Annotated in this window: 16 protein-coding genes and 1 pseudogene; 10 read left to right on the top strand and 7 right to left on the bottom strand. The window is 69.7% G+C overall.

The genetic code is table 11. The features are described 5' to 3' along the window. The first annotated feature begins 608 nt into the window (after nt 1-608). The gene (locus AB0E88_RS29390; RefSeq protein ID WP_361636742.1) at nt 609-797 is read left to right on the top strand and encodes a hypothetical protein; all 189 of its coding nucleotides are present in this window, start codon (nt 609-611) and stop codon (nt 795-797) included. A gap of 287 nt (nt 798-1,084) precedes the next feature. Here AB0E88_RS29390 and AB0E88_RS29385 read toward each other — a convergent pair whose 3' ends face one another. The 3 genes from AB0E88_RS29385 to AB0E88_RS29375 all read right to left on the bottom strand — a co-directional run bounded on the left by AB0E88_RS29385 (nt 1,085) and on the right by AB0E88_RS29375 (nt 3,012). After that, on the bottom strand, nt 1,085-1,699 hold the full coding sequence (locus AB0E88_RS29385) for a DUF4865 family protein (protein ID WP_361636739.1): 615 nt from the start codon (nt 1,697-1,699) through the stop codon (nt 1,085-1,087). Nucleotides 1,700-1,726: 27 nt separating this feature from the next. Next, nucleotides 1,727-2,137 carry a cupin domain-containing protein gene (locus AB0E88_RS29380; protein WP_361636736.1) on the bottom strand — a complete coding sequence of 137 codons (411 nt, stop codon included), beginning with the start codon at nt 2,135-2,137 and terminating at the stop codon, nt 1,727-1,729. 77 nt (nt 2,138-2,214) lie between these two features. After that, entirely contained in the window at nt 2,215-3,012 is a 798-nt protein-coding gene (locus AB0E88_RS29375) for an MBL fold metallo-hydrolase (protein ID WP_361636733.1), read from the bottom strand. A gap of 79 nt (nt 3,013-3,091) precedes the next feature. On the opposite strand from AB0E88_RS29375, the gene AB0E88_RS29370 reads away from it, so the two are divergent. Then, on the top strand, nt 3,092-3,706 hold the full coding sequence (locus AB0E88_RS29370) for a TetR/AcrR family transcriptional regulator (protein WP_361636730.1): 615 nt from the start codon (nt 3,092-3,094) through the stop codon (nt 3,704-3,706). Between the two features lie 127 nt (nt 3,707-3,833). Beyond that, the gene (locus tag AB0E88_RS29365; RefSeq protein WP_361636728.1) at nt 3,834-4,046 is read left to right on the top strand and encodes a hypothetical protein; all 213 of its coding nucleotides are present in this window, start codon (nt 3,834-3,836) and stop codon (nt 4,044-4,046) included. A gap of 225 nt (nt 4,047-4,271) precedes the next feature. Here the strand turns inward: AB0E88_RS29365 and AB0E88_RS29360 are convergent, their stop codons facing one another. Continuing rightward, a complete protein-coding gene (locus tag AB0E88_RS29360) occupies nt 4,272-4,436 on the bottom strand; it encodes a hypothetical protein (RefSeq protein ID WP_361636725.1) in 165 nt (54 codons plus the stop codon). Nucleotides 4,437-4,967: 531 nt separating this feature from the next. Between AB0E88_RS29360 and AB0E88_RS29355 the strand changes: the two genes are divergently transcribed. Further along, nucleotides 4,968-5,210: a YozE family protein gene (locus AB0E88_RS29355; protein ID WP_361636722.1), complete on the top strand. Its 243-nt coding sequence runs from the start codon at nt 4,968-4,970 to the stop codon at nt 5,208-5,210. A 27-nt stretch (nt 5,211-5,237) separates the two neighbouring features. Here the strand turns inward: AB0E88_RS29355 and AB0E88_RS29350 are convergent, their stop codons facing one another. Continuing rightward, entirely contained in the window at nt 5,238-6,179 is a 942-nt protein-coding gene (locus tag AB0E88_RS29350; RefSeq protein ID WP_361636719.1) for a diacylglycerol kinase family protein, read from the bottom strand. 199 nt (nt 6,180-6,378) lie between these two features. Continuing rightward, nucleotides 6,379-7,062 (bottom strand): HdeD family acid-resistance protein, encoded by a 684-nt coding sequence (locus AB0E88_RS29345; RefSeq protein WP_361636716.1) that lies wholly within the window; start codon nt 7,060-7,062, stop codon nt 6,379-6,381. A gap of 235 nt (nt 7,063-7,297) precedes the next feature. On the opposite strand from AB0E88_RS29345, the pseudogene AB0E88_RS29340 reads away from it, so the two are divergent. The 5 genes and pseudogenes from AB0E88_RS29340 to AB0E88_RS29320 form a co-directional block, all read left to right on the top strand. After that, a pseudogene (locus AB0E88_RS29340) lies at nt 7,298-7,390 on the top strand (IS5/IS1182 family transposase); the annotation flags it as partial. 311 nt (nt 7,391-7,701) lie between these two features. Continuing rightward, nucleotides 7,702-8,760: a threonine aldolase family protein gene (locus AB0E88_RS29335; protein ID WP_361636713.1), complete on the top strand. Its 1,059-nt coding sequence runs from the start codon at nt 7,702-7,704 to the stop codon at nt 8,758-8,760. Between the two features lie 5 nt (nt 8,761-8,765). Further along, a complete protein-coding gene (locus tag AB0E88_RS29330; protein WP_361636711.1) occupies nt 8,766-9,569 on the top strand; it encodes a TSUP family transporter in 804 nt (267 codons plus the stop codon). Nucleotides 9,570-10,369: 800 nt separating this feature from the next. Continuing rightward, nucleotides 10,370-10,879 carry a SigE family RNA polymerase sigma factor gene (locus tag AB0E88_RS29325; protein WP_361636708.1) on the top strand — a complete coding sequence of 170 codons (510 nt, stop codon included), beginning with the start codon at nt 10,370-10,372 and terminating at the stop codon, nt 10,877-10,879. 60 nt (nt 10,880-10,939) lie between these two features. After that, nucleotides 10,940-11,653, top strand: a complete 714-nt coding sequence (locus tag AB0E88_RS29320) for a hypothetical protein (protein ID WP_361636705.1) — start codon at nt 10,940-10,942, stop codon at nt 11,651-11,653. A gap of 33 nt (nt 11,654-11,686) precedes the next feature. On the opposite strand, the gene AB0E88_RS29315 is transcribed toward AB0E88_RS29320, so the two are convergent. Next, on the bottom strand, nt 11,687-12,223 hold the full coding sequence (locus AB0E88_RS29315; RefSeq protein WP_361636702.1) for a DUF6417 family protein: 537 nt from the start codon (nt 12,221-12,223) through the stop codon (nt 11,687-11,689). A 1,087-nt stretch (nt 12,224-13,310) separates the two neighbouring features. Between AB0E88_RS29315 and AB0E88_RS29310 the strand changes: the two genes are divergently transcribed. Then, on the top strand, nt 13,311-13,904 hold the full coding sequence (locus AB0E88_RS29310; protein WP_361636699.1) for a hypothetical protein: 594 nt from the start codon (nt 13,311-13,313) through the stop codon (nt 13,902-13,904). Nucleotides 13,905-14,037: the final 133 nt, after the last annotated feature.

Here is a 14,037-nt window from a genome sequence, read left to right as displayed (position 1 = left end):
CTGTCGGTTCTCGTGTACCAAGCCAAGGGCCTGGCCTGGGGGAACAAAGGTCATGCCCGGGAGGGTGCCGCAACGCGGGGTGCACCTCTCGGCGCAACGGTGGAGACAACCATCCAGGCAATGGTGGAGCCCACCAAGGAAGCAACCGGTTGGCGGACACCCAGGCGCAGCGTGAGCGGAGGCCATGCTGCGCCTGGGCAAGCCTCGCGTGTGGGCAAGCCGTGGCCGGCAGGGCTTGCCCACGTGGACGAGGCGGGTCATCAGGGTGCGGACCGGACCGCGCTCGAAGTCCGAGATGGTGCCTACGTGTAGCCGAAGCACTCAGCGAACTCGGAGGGCTTATGCGGGAGGTGGACGAGAGGGCGCACTATGAGCAGGCAAACGACTCGCATCGTCCGGGTCGGCCCGACGCAGCGAGGTTCGGAGGCGGCAGGGGGCGGTGGACGCCGATGGCGGCGGCGAGAACCTGCGGTTGCTGGCGGAGCCCGTTGCAGAGGGCGCCGGCGATGAGGAGGTCGGCTGTGATGGAGATGGCGCCCGGCGTACCTCACGCGTCGTTCGGTCAGGCCCTACGGTGCTGCCCTCACTCAACGAGCACGGGGTGTGCGATGTCGTATCGGGTGGACCTGGTCGTGAAGGCCGCGGGGGGCGAGGCGGGCGGTGAGGCGTTGCCGACCGGCTCTGCGCTGGCCTTCGAGGCCCTGGGCGACGGCCATCACGATCTCCCGGCCGTGCTGGCCGACCCGACCCGCGTCCCCGGTCCGGACGATGGGCAGGAGCGGGTCGGAGTCCCATGAACAGGCGCCGTAGTCTCCGCAGGGCGGACACTGGGGCGCCGTGGGACCGGACAGCCCGGTGCCCAGCCCCACGGGCGAGGGGCTCGCTTCCTGACCCCATGCCTGCTGGGTGCCTCCTCAGCTCCTCCACCGATTCCGCTCGAACTGAGCTGTCATCCGGATGCCGGAACCCCGCCCTGCCCGAAGGCAGCCACGTCCCCAGGCTGCATGTCCTGGCGTAGTCGTACGAGCCGGACCATCACCGTTCCAGGACTGGTACGGGTGTTTTCTCGCGGGTGGCTACGGGGCTACCAGACCTGGCCCTCCGGGAGTTCGGAAAGGCCTGGAGCTGACAGGTGAAGGACCTCGTAGTGTTCCGTGGCGTTCAGATCGGGGGCTGAGGTGTCCGCCCACAGGACGAAGCGGAGCAGTTGCCAGTGGTGGGGATCCACCGCCAGTGCGGCGGTGTGGACGCTGCTGTGGCGGGAGAGCTCGCGCAGGTGCTCGGTCTCCCGCTCGATCAGCGCGGACAGGCCCAGGCCGGTGCCGTCCGTGTCCGCGTCGATGGGCAGGGAGGTGAGACGTCGCGAGGCTGCCTTGGGAGGGGCGCTGCGGGAGGGACCGGCGTGGCAGGCGACGCCGGTCCAGTGGAGGGTGGCGGGGCGGCCGAAGTCGCGGACGATGTTCTGGAATCCGCCGGCGCCGACGAGGAAGCGAGCCATCGCCCCGGTGTCGTTCCACAAATAGAAGGGGGCGTACTGGTTGACGGGCGCGTTGTCCGTGCCGCGTTCGCGGATGAGGTAGGCCTTGAGGCCCAGTCCTGGGCGGTCGTCGAGGACGTGGCCGCCAGCGGCGACCCGCTTTCGGATGATCTTCATGTCGTAGTCGGCGGGGAGCGTGAGCTCGTACTGCTTGGCGTACATGGAGGGGGTGCCTTTCTTGGCGAACAGTCAGGGAGTCAGCGGGCCGGCGGAATCTTCGGTCTCGGTGACACGGGCACCGCGTTCGGCCTCGGTGCCGTCCGCGGCGGCTTCCTGGAAGGCCAGATGGGTCATGAAGCTGGTGGGCGCGGCTCCGTGCCAGTGCCACTCGCCCGGTGCGATGCGCACAGTGTCGCCGGCGCGGATGGTGTGCTTCCCTTCGCCGCGGCACTGAACGAGCCCGACCCCCTCGGTGACGTGAAGGACCTGGCCGAGCGGGTGGCGATGCCAGACGGTGCGGGCGCCGGGCGCGAAACGAACGCTGTCGACTTGGAAGCGCGACGATCCGTCGATGGTGGTGATTTCCTCGACCCATGCTGCGCCGTCGACCCAGTCGGGTGGCGCGGCGGAGATGGGGCGGGGTGTGCGGGACACATGCACGGGGGCAGTTCCTCTCTACTCGTGGGCGGGCGCAGATGCGTATACGGAGCGGCCCAGCGGACTTTTGTGGCAGCGGGTCAGAGAGGCAGCTCTTCGCCCGGAGCCGGGGTGAGGACCTCGTAGGGTTCGCCGCTCGCCGCGTCGAGGAAGCGGGCGAGTTCGTCGGGCTGGGTGGTGTAGAAGCCGTCGGCGTGAAAGCCGTCGTAGTGCATCGGTATCGCGGTCTTCGCTTGGAGGAGGCGGGCGGCGACGGCAGCGTGCTGGGCGTCGAGCGACGCCGGGTACGGGCTTGGCGGCTGGCAGTGTGGAAAACAGACGGTGGGTCCGTTGATGGGGGTGAGGACGGCGTCGAAGGGGCCGTGGCGGTGGGCGGCGCGCCACCAGTAGCCGTGGAACATGGTGTCGCCGAGGTGGATGACCCGGGTGCCGTCGGCTTCGATGGCCCAGGAGACCTGGGGGTCGCCGAGGGTGTCGACGGCGGGGACGGCGGCGATGGTGAACGGCCCGATGGTCGTGGTTTCCCACAGGTCCATGGGCCGGCGGGGGAGGTCGTGGGCGACGAGCTCGGCCTCGGCCTTGAGCGTCCACAGGTTCTCGTGGTCGTCGCCGCCGTAGGACTGCGGGTGCAGGACGACGCCGCCGGGGCGCAGTGCGCGGGCCAGGGCGCCGGCGTCGGTGTGGTCGCGGTGAAGGTGGGTGCACAGGCCGGCGAGCACATGACCTTCCGCGCGGGGCGGGACGACGTGCGGGAGCGGCACCCCTGCGAGCGGAGTGTCCTCCAGGACGCCTTCGGGCCGCCCGAGCAGGTCGATGACCAGGCTCTCGCCCTGTGCTTCGAGTTCCACTCCGGCCCAGCCGAGCCAACGGACACGCATGGGAAACGTCCTCCCGCTCAAGAATTACCGTACGATCGTTCGCCAATTTAGCAGACAGTCGATCGGTAAGATGAGTGGCATGAGGAAATCGGCTGAAGAGGCCCGCCGCACCCGCAACCGCATCGTCAGCGTCGCGGTGACCCAGGCCTCCAGCGCGGGACTGTCAGGACTGACCATCGGCTCGCTCGCGGAGACGCTCGACATGAGCAAGGCCGGGGTCGTCGGCCCCTTCGGCTCCCGCAGTGAGCTCCAATTCGCCGTCCTGGACCGGGCTGTGGACATGTTCCTGGAGGCGGTGGTGGCACCGGGGCGCGCCGCCGGGCCGGGCCTGCCGTGCCTGCATGCCGTGATCGACGCATGGTGCGCCTACCTGGTCGACAGCCCCTTCCCCAACGGCTGCTTCATCACGGCTGCCTCCTGCGAACTCGACGGGCAGCCCGGCGAGCTGCGCGTCCGCCTGCTCGACACGGTGACCCGCTGGCGCCGCTTCCTCGCCGAGCAGATCACCACCGCGCGCGACGCCGGCGACCTCGCCCCGGACGCCGACACCGACGACCTTGTCACCACCCTCTCGGGGCTCGCCATGGCCGCCAACCAGGAGATCCAGCTCCTCGGTGACAAGGGCGCCGCGGAGCGCGCCCGCCGCCTCATGCGCGCCGCGCTGTCCCACCACCGTCCCCGGCCGGCTGTCTAGCGTCGACTCCTCAGCCGGCGGCGCGTTCGGCGAGCGGCCGACGCCGCAAGGCGGTGTCGGCCACTCAGCGCGGAGGGACGGCGCAGCACACCATGCGCCGGTCAGGGCACCGGGTGGGGCTGGGGGCATGGTGCAGGTGATCGTGTATCCACCGGACAACCAGGGCGGCCGGCGCGTCCGTGCTGACGGCACGATCCTCGGCCGTGCCTACCGGCTCCGCGACGTCGTCGCCTTCCTGCAGGAGGCCGGCATGGAGGGGATCGACGACCTCGACGTCATCCGCTCCGACGACATCGAGTGGCGCGGCGGCGGCCCGGAGGTATGGGGCCGGCGGGACTGAGGGCGTGGGGTGTGAGGTGGCTTGCAGGCATCCGCAGCTGCCAGAAGAGCTGTCGTGCGGGAACGGGAACCGGTGACCCTGTCACGTCGGTGCTGGACCGGTGACGCGCCCGCGGTCACATGCGTGGGGCGCGGGCGCAGGGGCGAAGCCCCAGGGGTGCCATAGTGATCGTCGTGGTCTGAGAGCTCACGCCTTCGGTTGCTGCGGCGGTTCCGCGTGTTGGGACTATTCCTCGATCTCTGCCGCACTGTTCAGGCCGGCTTGCTGCAGGGTGCGCAGCACGGGGCGCCGCGCCCCCCGCACAGCGGCCGTCCCAGAGTGCAGCGTGATAGCCCGCAGCAAGGCGTAGGCACAGGCCAGCTCGATGCGGGTCACGTCGCGCAGGTCCACAATCCAGTTGCTGCGCCCTGCAAGCGTGGATCGTCGAGTCGCTCTTCCAGGGTGCGCAGGGCATGGGTGCTGATGTCTCCGGTCAGGGTCACTTCGGCGAGGTGCGGGGTGACGGCAGTGATCGTTACGTCTGGTCGCGAGGTGTGTGGTTCAGTCGGCACGGCGATCTCCTACGCTCCTCAGTTCCCTCCCTCACTTCAGTCTGCTCGTTGACGGCAGTGGTCGGCGAGGAGCGCCGGGTGTGCGGGAGGCTCCGGTGGGCCGGGGCGGGGCTGCGGCGCAGTGGGCCGAGTGCGGCCCTGGTTCAACAGGCTGGGAGCAGCATCGCCAGGACCATGAGGTGCTTGGTGGGGGCGGCTGAAGGGTGCCTTCACCGGGGCGGCCGGGCAAGGGAGAATGTCCTGGGCAGCAGTGGTGACTACACGGGCTGATGCGTACTGATCACGGTCGAGTTGCCGGTGAGGCTGGTGATCGGTTGCGATCATCGCTGGGCAGGGATTCATGTGCCGAGCATGCTCGAGGGGCTGAGTGATGCAGGGCTTCCGAGGTTGGTTGGCTCAGTTCGAGCAACCCCCCACGTCACTGGGAGACCTTGCCCGCCTTGCGGTCGGCGACCCAGCGTGGCCTGACGGCCCGGACCGATCCCGGATCTACACCGATTACATGGAGCGAGCGGGGGCCTCCCCCGCAGCACTGCAGACGTTCATCGATGCCTGGATCTTGTACGCCGCCACGCACGAAGAAGCGCCCACGGCACCCTCGACCGAACACTGAGGCCGCTTCAGGCCGGGGCAAGAGCGTTCAGCGGCGCGCCGTGGCATCCGGCGGGGTGGCGGGCCGGTTCTTCGGCAGCAGCACCCGCAGGGCGCCCGGCTGGATCTCGCACAGGACGGGCAGAGGAAGTCGGACCGCTTCGCCGTCGATACCGGCCTCGAGATGCCCCGTGTCGCCGTGCAAGGTGACGCAAGAAGCCGACCAGATGACAGCCCCTTCACCAGGCGGGCGGGCCCCGCGCTTGTGCTCGCGCAGTTCGCTGCGCAGGTGCCGCAGGAGGTCGGGGGGAGCCTGGGCCGGTCGTTTGAGGACGATGGCACCGAGCTGTCCGGTGGTGAGGGCGAGGCGGCGGCCCAGCCAGCGCGGTGTGGCCAGGTGGTAGGGATTGTTGGAGATCAGCACCACTTGCGGGCGCTCGACGATCCCCCAGGGGCTGTCCACTCGGGCGTCGACCCACTGCTTTCCGGTGAGGTAGTCGGGCGCCACGGAGGCAAAGGCGCGGGGTTTGTCCTCCCGGTATCCGGGCTCCAGCAGGGCGTCGGCGTACAGACCGAAAGAGACGTTGTTGACGAAGATGCGGGGGCCGAGCACCCCGAGATCTACTTGGGCTGTTTCGCCGTCGACCAGGGCGTCGAGAGCCTTGCCCGGGTCACCGAGGTCCAGGCCCAGGTCCCGGGCGAAGTGGTTGCGTGTGCCCGCCGGGATCACAACCAGCTCCCGTCCCGTGCCGGAAGCCACTGCCGCGACCGCCGACACGGTGCCGTCACCGCCCGCGACCCCCAGCACCCGCGCTCCCTGCTCGACGGCGTCTCGCGCGAGCGACGCCGCGTCCCGTTCCGCGCTGGTCGTCCAGACTTCGGCCCCCAAGACCTGGGCCCGCTGCGCCAGGCCGTAACGAGCCGCCTTACCCTCGCCCGAGCGCGGGTTCATTACGATCACCGGCTGGCCACGTGTCCGAGCGTCGGCCATCACCACACCTCCTCTGGGCGGCGCCCTCGGCCTTCGGCCGCCGGCCTGAAGCAGGACATCACAGTCTCCCGACGGGATGCGGGTGACACCTTCGATGGCGGGTTGACGGTACCTACACACGCCGCAGTGGCCTGGCACATACCGGTCGCCGCAGTCATCCGGCAGACGTCTGCCAGAAGCGGTGGCGCCGGCGCCGCGCTCAGTGCTGAGGGTGTGGCTGAGAGCCGAACGCAGGCCGCCGCCCGCCTTCCGTGCCCGGCGCCAGCCGGCCTGCTTCGACACGCATTCTGATCGCGTGGAACACCTCGATCACGCCGACGACGATGGCCACTACGCCCGCCACCAGGGTGAGCGCGCCGATCGAGGTGAACGGCGAGACGATCAGCACGATCCCCGCCAGCATGCCGATGATCCCGGTGAACAGCATCCAGCCACGCGCCGGCATGTCCGGGGCGGAGGCCGCCGTGGCCGTCACCATGACGCCACGCAGCAACCAGCCGAAGCCAATCCACAAAGCGAGCAGCAGGATGGACTCCAGGGTGCCTCGGAAACAGACCAGGCCGAGCAGGATGCTGAGCCCGCCGGTGAGGAAATGCAGTGCCCGCAGATGCCCCGGGATGTGCGCACCGAAGGCTGCGGCCAGCTGAAAGACACCGATGACCAGCAGATAGACACCGAAAAGCACACCAACGACCCGCAGTGTCTCTTCCGGCCAGGCAAGGACCACCACGCCCAGGGCAATCGCGGCCAGGCCCGTGGTGAGCAGGATCTGCCAGCCCATGTTCGCCACGGCCGCCAGGCCTCCGCCGAAAGAGGCCTCCTGGGTGCCGGTCTCATGCGATGCCGTAGTGCGGGTGCCTGCTGGGTCGGAGGGGGATGTCATACCGCCTCACCCTTCCATGAACGGCGAAGTGGACTCTTAACTTCCATCCTCACCCCGCCAGGGCACTTATCGCCTGGCGGGAACGGTGCCGGAAGGCAGGGCGCTGCGGCCGCGCCGTCGATGCCGAGAGCGCACCACCGCGCTGGTTGGCCGCGACAGCGACGGGACGGCCGGTGCCGTCCGTTCACCGCTGGTCGCGGCCGGGCACCGCCACGACTCTCTCGACCTCGAGGCCGTCATGGCCGGCATGCGCGTGCCCAGGATCGGGAACGGCAGACCCCGGACGAGACCGGACAGCGTGAGCGCGGACCGCGCGTACTCCTCCCGCGCAATGTGGGGTGATCCACGGGACACTGCCGGGGCGGCCGACCCGGTCGGCACCCCGCACGGCAAGCGTGGTTACCGCCCATTTCGTCGACGAGGCCGGCCACCCCCGGCTGCGGGCCCGCGACGAGATCCTCGCCTTCCTCACCGCACGCCTCACCCGCGCGAGCAAGCGTGCCCCCTGCGGACCGCGCGCGGACCCCCATGCTTTCCGTAATACGGAAATGACTTTCCAAAATAGCGCCGCGTTGTTACCGTACCTGGGCGCGCTCGCGAGTCGCCCACCACCAATAGGCCACGAACGAGAGGACCTTCGTGCTCTTACCGATCGATCTGCGCAGTGACACCCTCAGCGTCATCACCCCCGGCATGCGCCGGGCCATGGCGGACGCCGAGGTGGGGGACGACCTGTACGGAGGAGACCCGACGACCCGTCGGCTGGAGCGGCACTGCGCCGAACTGCTCGGCAAGGAAGCCGCGTTGTTCACCGCGAGCGGTACGCTCAGCAACCAGCTCGCCCTGCGCGGCCACACTCGCCGCGGCAGCGAGGTCATCACGGACGCCAAGTACCACATCAACTTCTTCGAGAGCGCCGCTACCGCCGACCTGTCCGGAGTGGTGCTCAACCCGGTCGACACCCCCGACGGCGTCCTCACGCCCACGCTCCTGGACGCCGCGGTGGACCGCAAACGCCGGGCGCGGCTCACCTCCAGCCCCTCCCTGGTGTGGGTGGAGAACACCGTCAACTACTACGGCGGCTCCGTCATCCGCGTCGACGACCTGGCGGGCCTGCGCGCCGCCGCGCTCGACAAGGGCCTGCCCCTGCACATGGACGGCGCCAGACTGCCCAACGCGAGCGTGGCCACCGGTACTTCCCTGGCGGAGTACGCGGCAACCGTCGACACCGTCGCGGTCTCCTTCGCCAAGGCGCTCGGAGCGCCGTTCGGCAGCATCCTGGCCGGACCGGCCGACCTCATCGAGCAGGCCGTCGTCCACCGCCTGTGGTTCGGCGGCGGACTGCACCAGTCCGGGTTCATGGCCGCCGCGGCCCTGTACGCGCTGGAGCACCACATCGACCGCCTCGCCGACGACCATGCCCACGCCCGCCTGCTGCGCGACCTCCTCGTCGAACACCCCGGGTTCACCGCGCCCGAACCGGCGACCAACATGGTCGTCGCGGACGTGTCGGGAACCGGCCTGGACTCCACCGAGTTCGTGCGGGCCGCCGCCGAGGTCGGCGTCAAAGCCGCACGCTGGACGGACACCCGGGTACGTCTGGTCACCCGGCTCGGCGTGGAGGAAAGCACCGTACGCGAGGCCGTGCGGCGGCTGCACCGGGTGGCCGAGCGGCACGGCGCCCTCACCGCGGGGTGAGCCGGATGTGGTCACCGGTCGACTGGCCGGGCTTCGGCGGCATCGCCCTGGCGGCGCTGCTGTTCCTGTGCGTGACGGCGTTCCTCGCCGGCGCGGTGGACGCCATCGTGGGCGGCGGCGGACTGCTGCAACTGCCCGCCATGCTCCTGGTCAATCCCGCAGGAGCGGTCGTGTACTCGCTGGCCACCAGCAAGATGGTCGGACTGGTGGGGACGTCGGCCGCCGCGGTCACCTTCGGGCGCCGGACACCGCTGGACTGGCGCGCCGTCGGGCAGATGGCCGCCCTGACCTTCCCCGCATCCGTTGCCGGAGCGGCGGTCGCCTCCGCGCTGCCGGCGTCCGTCCTCAACGCGGTCGTCCTGTGCGCGCTGGTCGTCGTCGGCCTCTACACCTGGCGCAAACCGGAGTTCGGCGTCGAGGAGAACCGGCGCTTCACCCCGCGCGGTGAGCTGCTCGCCATGGCGGTGGGCGGCGCGGCCATCGGATTCTGGGACGGACTCGGCCCGCCCGGCACCGGCTCGTTCCTGGTCTTCCTCCTTGTGGGCGTGATCGGATACGCGTTCCTACGGGCGTCCGCGGTGGCCAAGGTCGTCAACGTCGCCGCCAACCTGGGGGCGTTGGTGTTCTTCGTCCCCGCCGGGAAGGTGCTGTGGGGCCTCGGCGCGGCCATGGCCGTCTGCAACCTCGCGGGCGGTGTCGTCGGCGCCTCCGTAGCGATGAAGCGGGGTTCCGCCTTCGTCCGCAAGGTGTTCCTGGCCGTGGTGTCCGGTCTGATCGTCAGCGTCGTCTGGAAACTGTCCATGGCCTGACCCCCGACGCCCGCCGGTGCGTACGTCCACGACGCCGGCGGGCGGCACCACGATCTCCGGCACCCATGGCGTGGTCCACACGTCCGGTGCACGGAGGAGGCGGATGCCGAATCCTGGCGCCTACGGGCTGACGGGTATGGCACAAGCGCGGAGGATCGCCGTCTCGGTGGGTGCAGTCCTGGGCGTATCAGCGGCCGCTAGTACGGCCTCCGCTGTACCGCGGGCGTCGTCGAGGGGGACCTGGCCGTTGCAGCCGGCGGCCCTGAGGCGGCTCTCGATGGTGTCCTTGTTGCCCGCGGTTTTGCCACCTGTGCTGTAACGCGGCTCGGGCCACAGGTTCTCACCGGCGGCGAGGGCAAACGCCCCGCAGGCGGGTGCGAGTCGGCGAATCGAAGGCATATGAGAGCTCCGTCGGATCCGGGCCCGGCTGGGTACGCCGAGCGGCTGACGGCATGACACCAGCCCTCACGTCCACGCGAGTAGAACTCCGCGGTGAACAACAGACGACGTGTCCCCGGCCCCCGGCCCGCCCGTCGGTTGGGTGCGGCTCGAGGTGCCTGACCAGGGAAGCGTGCCGGCTCCGCGTCGTCGGCACGATGTCGTTCCTCTCGGCGACAGATCGGCCCGGCGCACCCCGCGTTCGGTGCCGAAGGCGCAGGTAAAGTGGCCGGCCGGGTCGGTTCGACGCCAACGTCGTCGAAGGAAGTTCGGCTGAGGCGGCCAGATTCCTGCTTCTCCCGGTGGGACGTAACCCAGGGGCCACAGCGTCTTTAGGGTGTGGACGACGAACAGGATCTCGGATGAAGCGCCGGTACGAAGAGGAATTCATGGCGTTCGCCGCTGCGCGATCCGCACCTCTGTTCCGCTCTGCGTGTGTGCTCACCAGCGGTGATGTGCATCTCGCAGAGGACCTGGTGCAGGACACGCTGGGCCGGATGTATGCCAACTGGCGCAAGATCGCGCAGATAGACGACCCGACGGCCTACACAAACACCGTGCTCGTACGAACCTACCTGTCCTACCGGCGCAGGCGCAGCAGCTCCGAGCAGCCCACCGGCGCCCTGCCGGACTCCGGTGCCACCAGTGAGCACGACGCCACGCTGCGGGTCACGTTGCTCGACGCTCTCGGCCGGCTCTCCGCCCGGGACCGGGCCGTGCTGCTCCTGCGCTACTGGGAGGACCGCAGCGTCGAGCAGACCGCCGCGATCCTTCAGATCCGGCCGGGCGCGGTGCGCAACCAGAGCATGCGCGCGCTCGCCCGGATCCGGGACCTTCTGGGCCACGACCTGTCAGAGCTCGTCAGCCCCTGACCGCGGTGCCGCAGCACCTACCTCGACCCTTTCACCGACCCCGAAACGCGGTGACCCACCATGCCCTCCGAAGAAGACTTCACCGAAGCTCTCCGCACCACCCTGCAGACCATCGAGCCGCCCAGCACCCCGTCACTTGTGCAGGCAGGTGTCCGAAATGGCCGGCGTAGGCGCCGCCGCCGTGCCGCGGCCGTCGGCGTGAGCGGAGCAGCCGTACTCGCGCTCGTCGGGCTCGGCGCGGCGGTCGTTCCCGGGCTGCTGTCCGACGGGCGACCGGCCGACGACTCGCTGGCCCGTCCGGCGGCCTCAGCCACAACCGCCTCGGCCACGGCATCCACCACCCCGAAGCCGACGTTCACCGGCACGCTGCCCGCCGACCGCGCCCTTGCCACCCTGACCGCACTGCTACCGGCCGGCCTGAAGCATTCGAGTCCTCCCGGCGGCCGGCAGTCCGGGCAGCTGTGGGTGGACGACGGCCACGGCAAGTCGCTGCTCGAAGTACACGTCTCCCGGCAGACCTCCACCACCGCTCTCCGCAGCCACGTCTTCGCCGGCACGACACCTCTGGCCGACGGCACCCTGATCGAGTCCCGGCAGGCACCCCCCGGAACAGGCCCCGGGCACGCGGCCGTGAACGTCCTGCATCCTGACGGGCTCTACGTCACCATCATGGCGTGGCAAGGGGCGAGTCAGAACGCCCCCTCGACCCGTACCACGCCGATCCTGACACTGGCCCAACTGCGGGCCATCGCAACCAGCTCGCAGTGGCAGTAACACCGGCAGCGGCCGTGCGGCGGACCGACACGATCACGGCAGCCAGATCACCCCGGGCTTCGGTGGCTGCCTGGCCGCGTCGCCGGGCCTGCCTCGACCAGACGGCGGCCGCCCAGGGCCTGGTCGAGTTCGCCGACTGGGAAGTCCGCGGAACAGTCCGCCTCCCAGAGGCGTCCATAGCCGTGGGCGGTCCGTCTCAGCGCTCAGGGCCACGACATGCTGGCCTACCCAGAGGCGTCCCGCCACCCGCACCGCACTCTGCACCGCCTGCGGCCGGGGAACAGCGCCCGGGCGGCCGGTCGCCGAATCGGCCCGGTAGGTGACCCCGTACTCGCGGGCGAACCAGTTGGCCCCCACCACCGAGCCGGTCAGCGCGCGGAGATAGAAGGCGTAGGCGACCGAGTCGGTCTGTGCGCGGGTGAGGGTCATGCGCCAGCGGTTGCCTGGCCGGTCGAAGTAGGCGGTGTGTACCCGTTCGATGAGGCCGTCGGCCGGTGGTACGCGCAGGTCGAGGGCGAGGTTCGTGTAGACGCGCAGGGCGTCCATCTGTGCGGGCCGCAGCTCGATCACCTGCTCTTGGGCTGCGGGTGGTGTGCAGTGTGGGGTGGGGTCGGGGGCGGCGTGCAGGTAGCTCAGGACGTCGTGGCCCCTGCTCGCTCAGGCGGGCGGCCCACAGCACCGGGCGCCCTCGTAGGCGGACAGTTCCGCGCGGGTCTCCCGGTCGGCGAGTTCGACCAAGCTCTGGGCGGCCGCCGTTTGCAGGGACTGCTGCAGGCCGGGCGGAATGGCCGTAACCAGTAAACAGCCGGACACGGCCTCTGTGCTCGCCGTACTGCACCGGTACACCGACGTCCTCGCGTACCACTCATCCTGAACAGCACCAAGGTGCGCGTCTCGCTACCCTGGTGAGAACCAGGACAGGCCGAGATCTCGGGGGCGGGCTGTGGTAGGTCGTTTGAGGTGGGCATATCGCGAGTGGCGTCGTCGCAGAGAGTGGCGCAGGCACCTGGCCTCCCTGGAGTCGTGGCTGATCGCTGCCGCGCACAAGGCTGTCTCCCAGGGCCTTGCCGACGCGCAAGGCCCTCCCCCTGGTCGCGCGTTCGTCGGGGTCCGAGACGTCCTCGCCCAGGTACGCCGCGACCTGCACCAACAGGCCATCCTGGGTGCCTCATTGTCGGTTAAATCCCGAGGAGGCAGCTGGGATGACGCGGTCGCCAAGGCGCGGGAAGACGAGCAGCGGGCGGACAACCTTGAGATCCCTGCCTGGACGGCTGCGGCAGCGCTGCGGTGGCTTGTCGAGAGGCGCAAGCTCCCGATCGACACGGACGCCTACGATCCCGTCTACGATCGCCCCGGTTCCTAGCGTGCCGAACTGACGGGGCCTCTCTCAACGCGTTGCCGCCCAGCGTCTGCGGATTCATCGTGGGATGTTCCCCATGGGAGTGCGCGCCGTCTGCGGAGACGCCGAAACCCGCAAGGCCCCACGCCAGAGGAGGAAGGATCGAATGCCATCGCTGGCGCAGGCCGTGATCCTCCTCGACGGCCGCAGCCTCACGCCACTGCATAGTGGGCGGCAAGTCGCGCAGGCGGACCATGAGTTGAGAGTTGTACGGTGCAATGGGCACTGGGTTGGCAACTTCGGGGAGGGCGCGGGCTGATGGAAGCGGGCGGACAGGAACAACCGGCGTACACACCCAGCCGACAGGACGTCCTGGCAGTGCTGGAGGCGCTGCCCCTGCCTTCGCTCCCCTTCGTGATCGCCGACAAGATGGCCGCCCAGCGCAGCGGTGAGCTTTCCCAAAGCGACTCGCCGCCCGCCTCGACAACGACGGTGCTCCAGGTGCTGCGCGAGCTGGAGAAGGACCACTTGGTCAAGGGATACACGCTGCACCAGTGGGAGGACCTAGGGATCAAGGTGCGGGATGCCGAGCGAGTCGTGCTCGACATGCTGGGCGACGTCCAGCGGGCCCACAGGACCCTGGAGGAGCCGGCGAGATGGACGGCTCTCCAGCTGGATCCCCAGGAGCCCGCGCATCTGACCAAATTCTGGTGGTCGGTGAACAACTGGCGCGACGCCCAGGCGGCCTGGATCAGGCGGCGCCGCGAAGCCGATCGCCAGAAGGCGGCTTTGCAGGCAGCCGAACAGGCCAGGCGGCACAGCCCAGTGCGAGACGCGGTGGATTCAGTCCTGAAGGAACGCGAGAGGCTGTACAAGTCCCGCACCCCCTTCGACGGCCCCCAAGGCGGGTGAACACCAACCAACGCAAGCCCAGGGGTGTGGAGCCTCACTCTTGGCGCCGACGCGCCCTACCTAAGGGTTCGGCGGGACATGGGGCCGTTAAGCCCCGGCAATCACACATTGCTGATCGCCGCTGAGCGAAGAT

Origin of the sequence: Streptomyces sp. NPDC028635 (assembly GCF_040637635.1) — a bacterium.
GTDB lineage: Bacteria > Actinomycetota > Actinomycetes > Streptomycetales > Streptomycetaceae > Streptomyces.
Note: the sequence above shows the minus strand (reverse complement) of the source record. Positions and strands in the feature narration are given on the sequence as shown.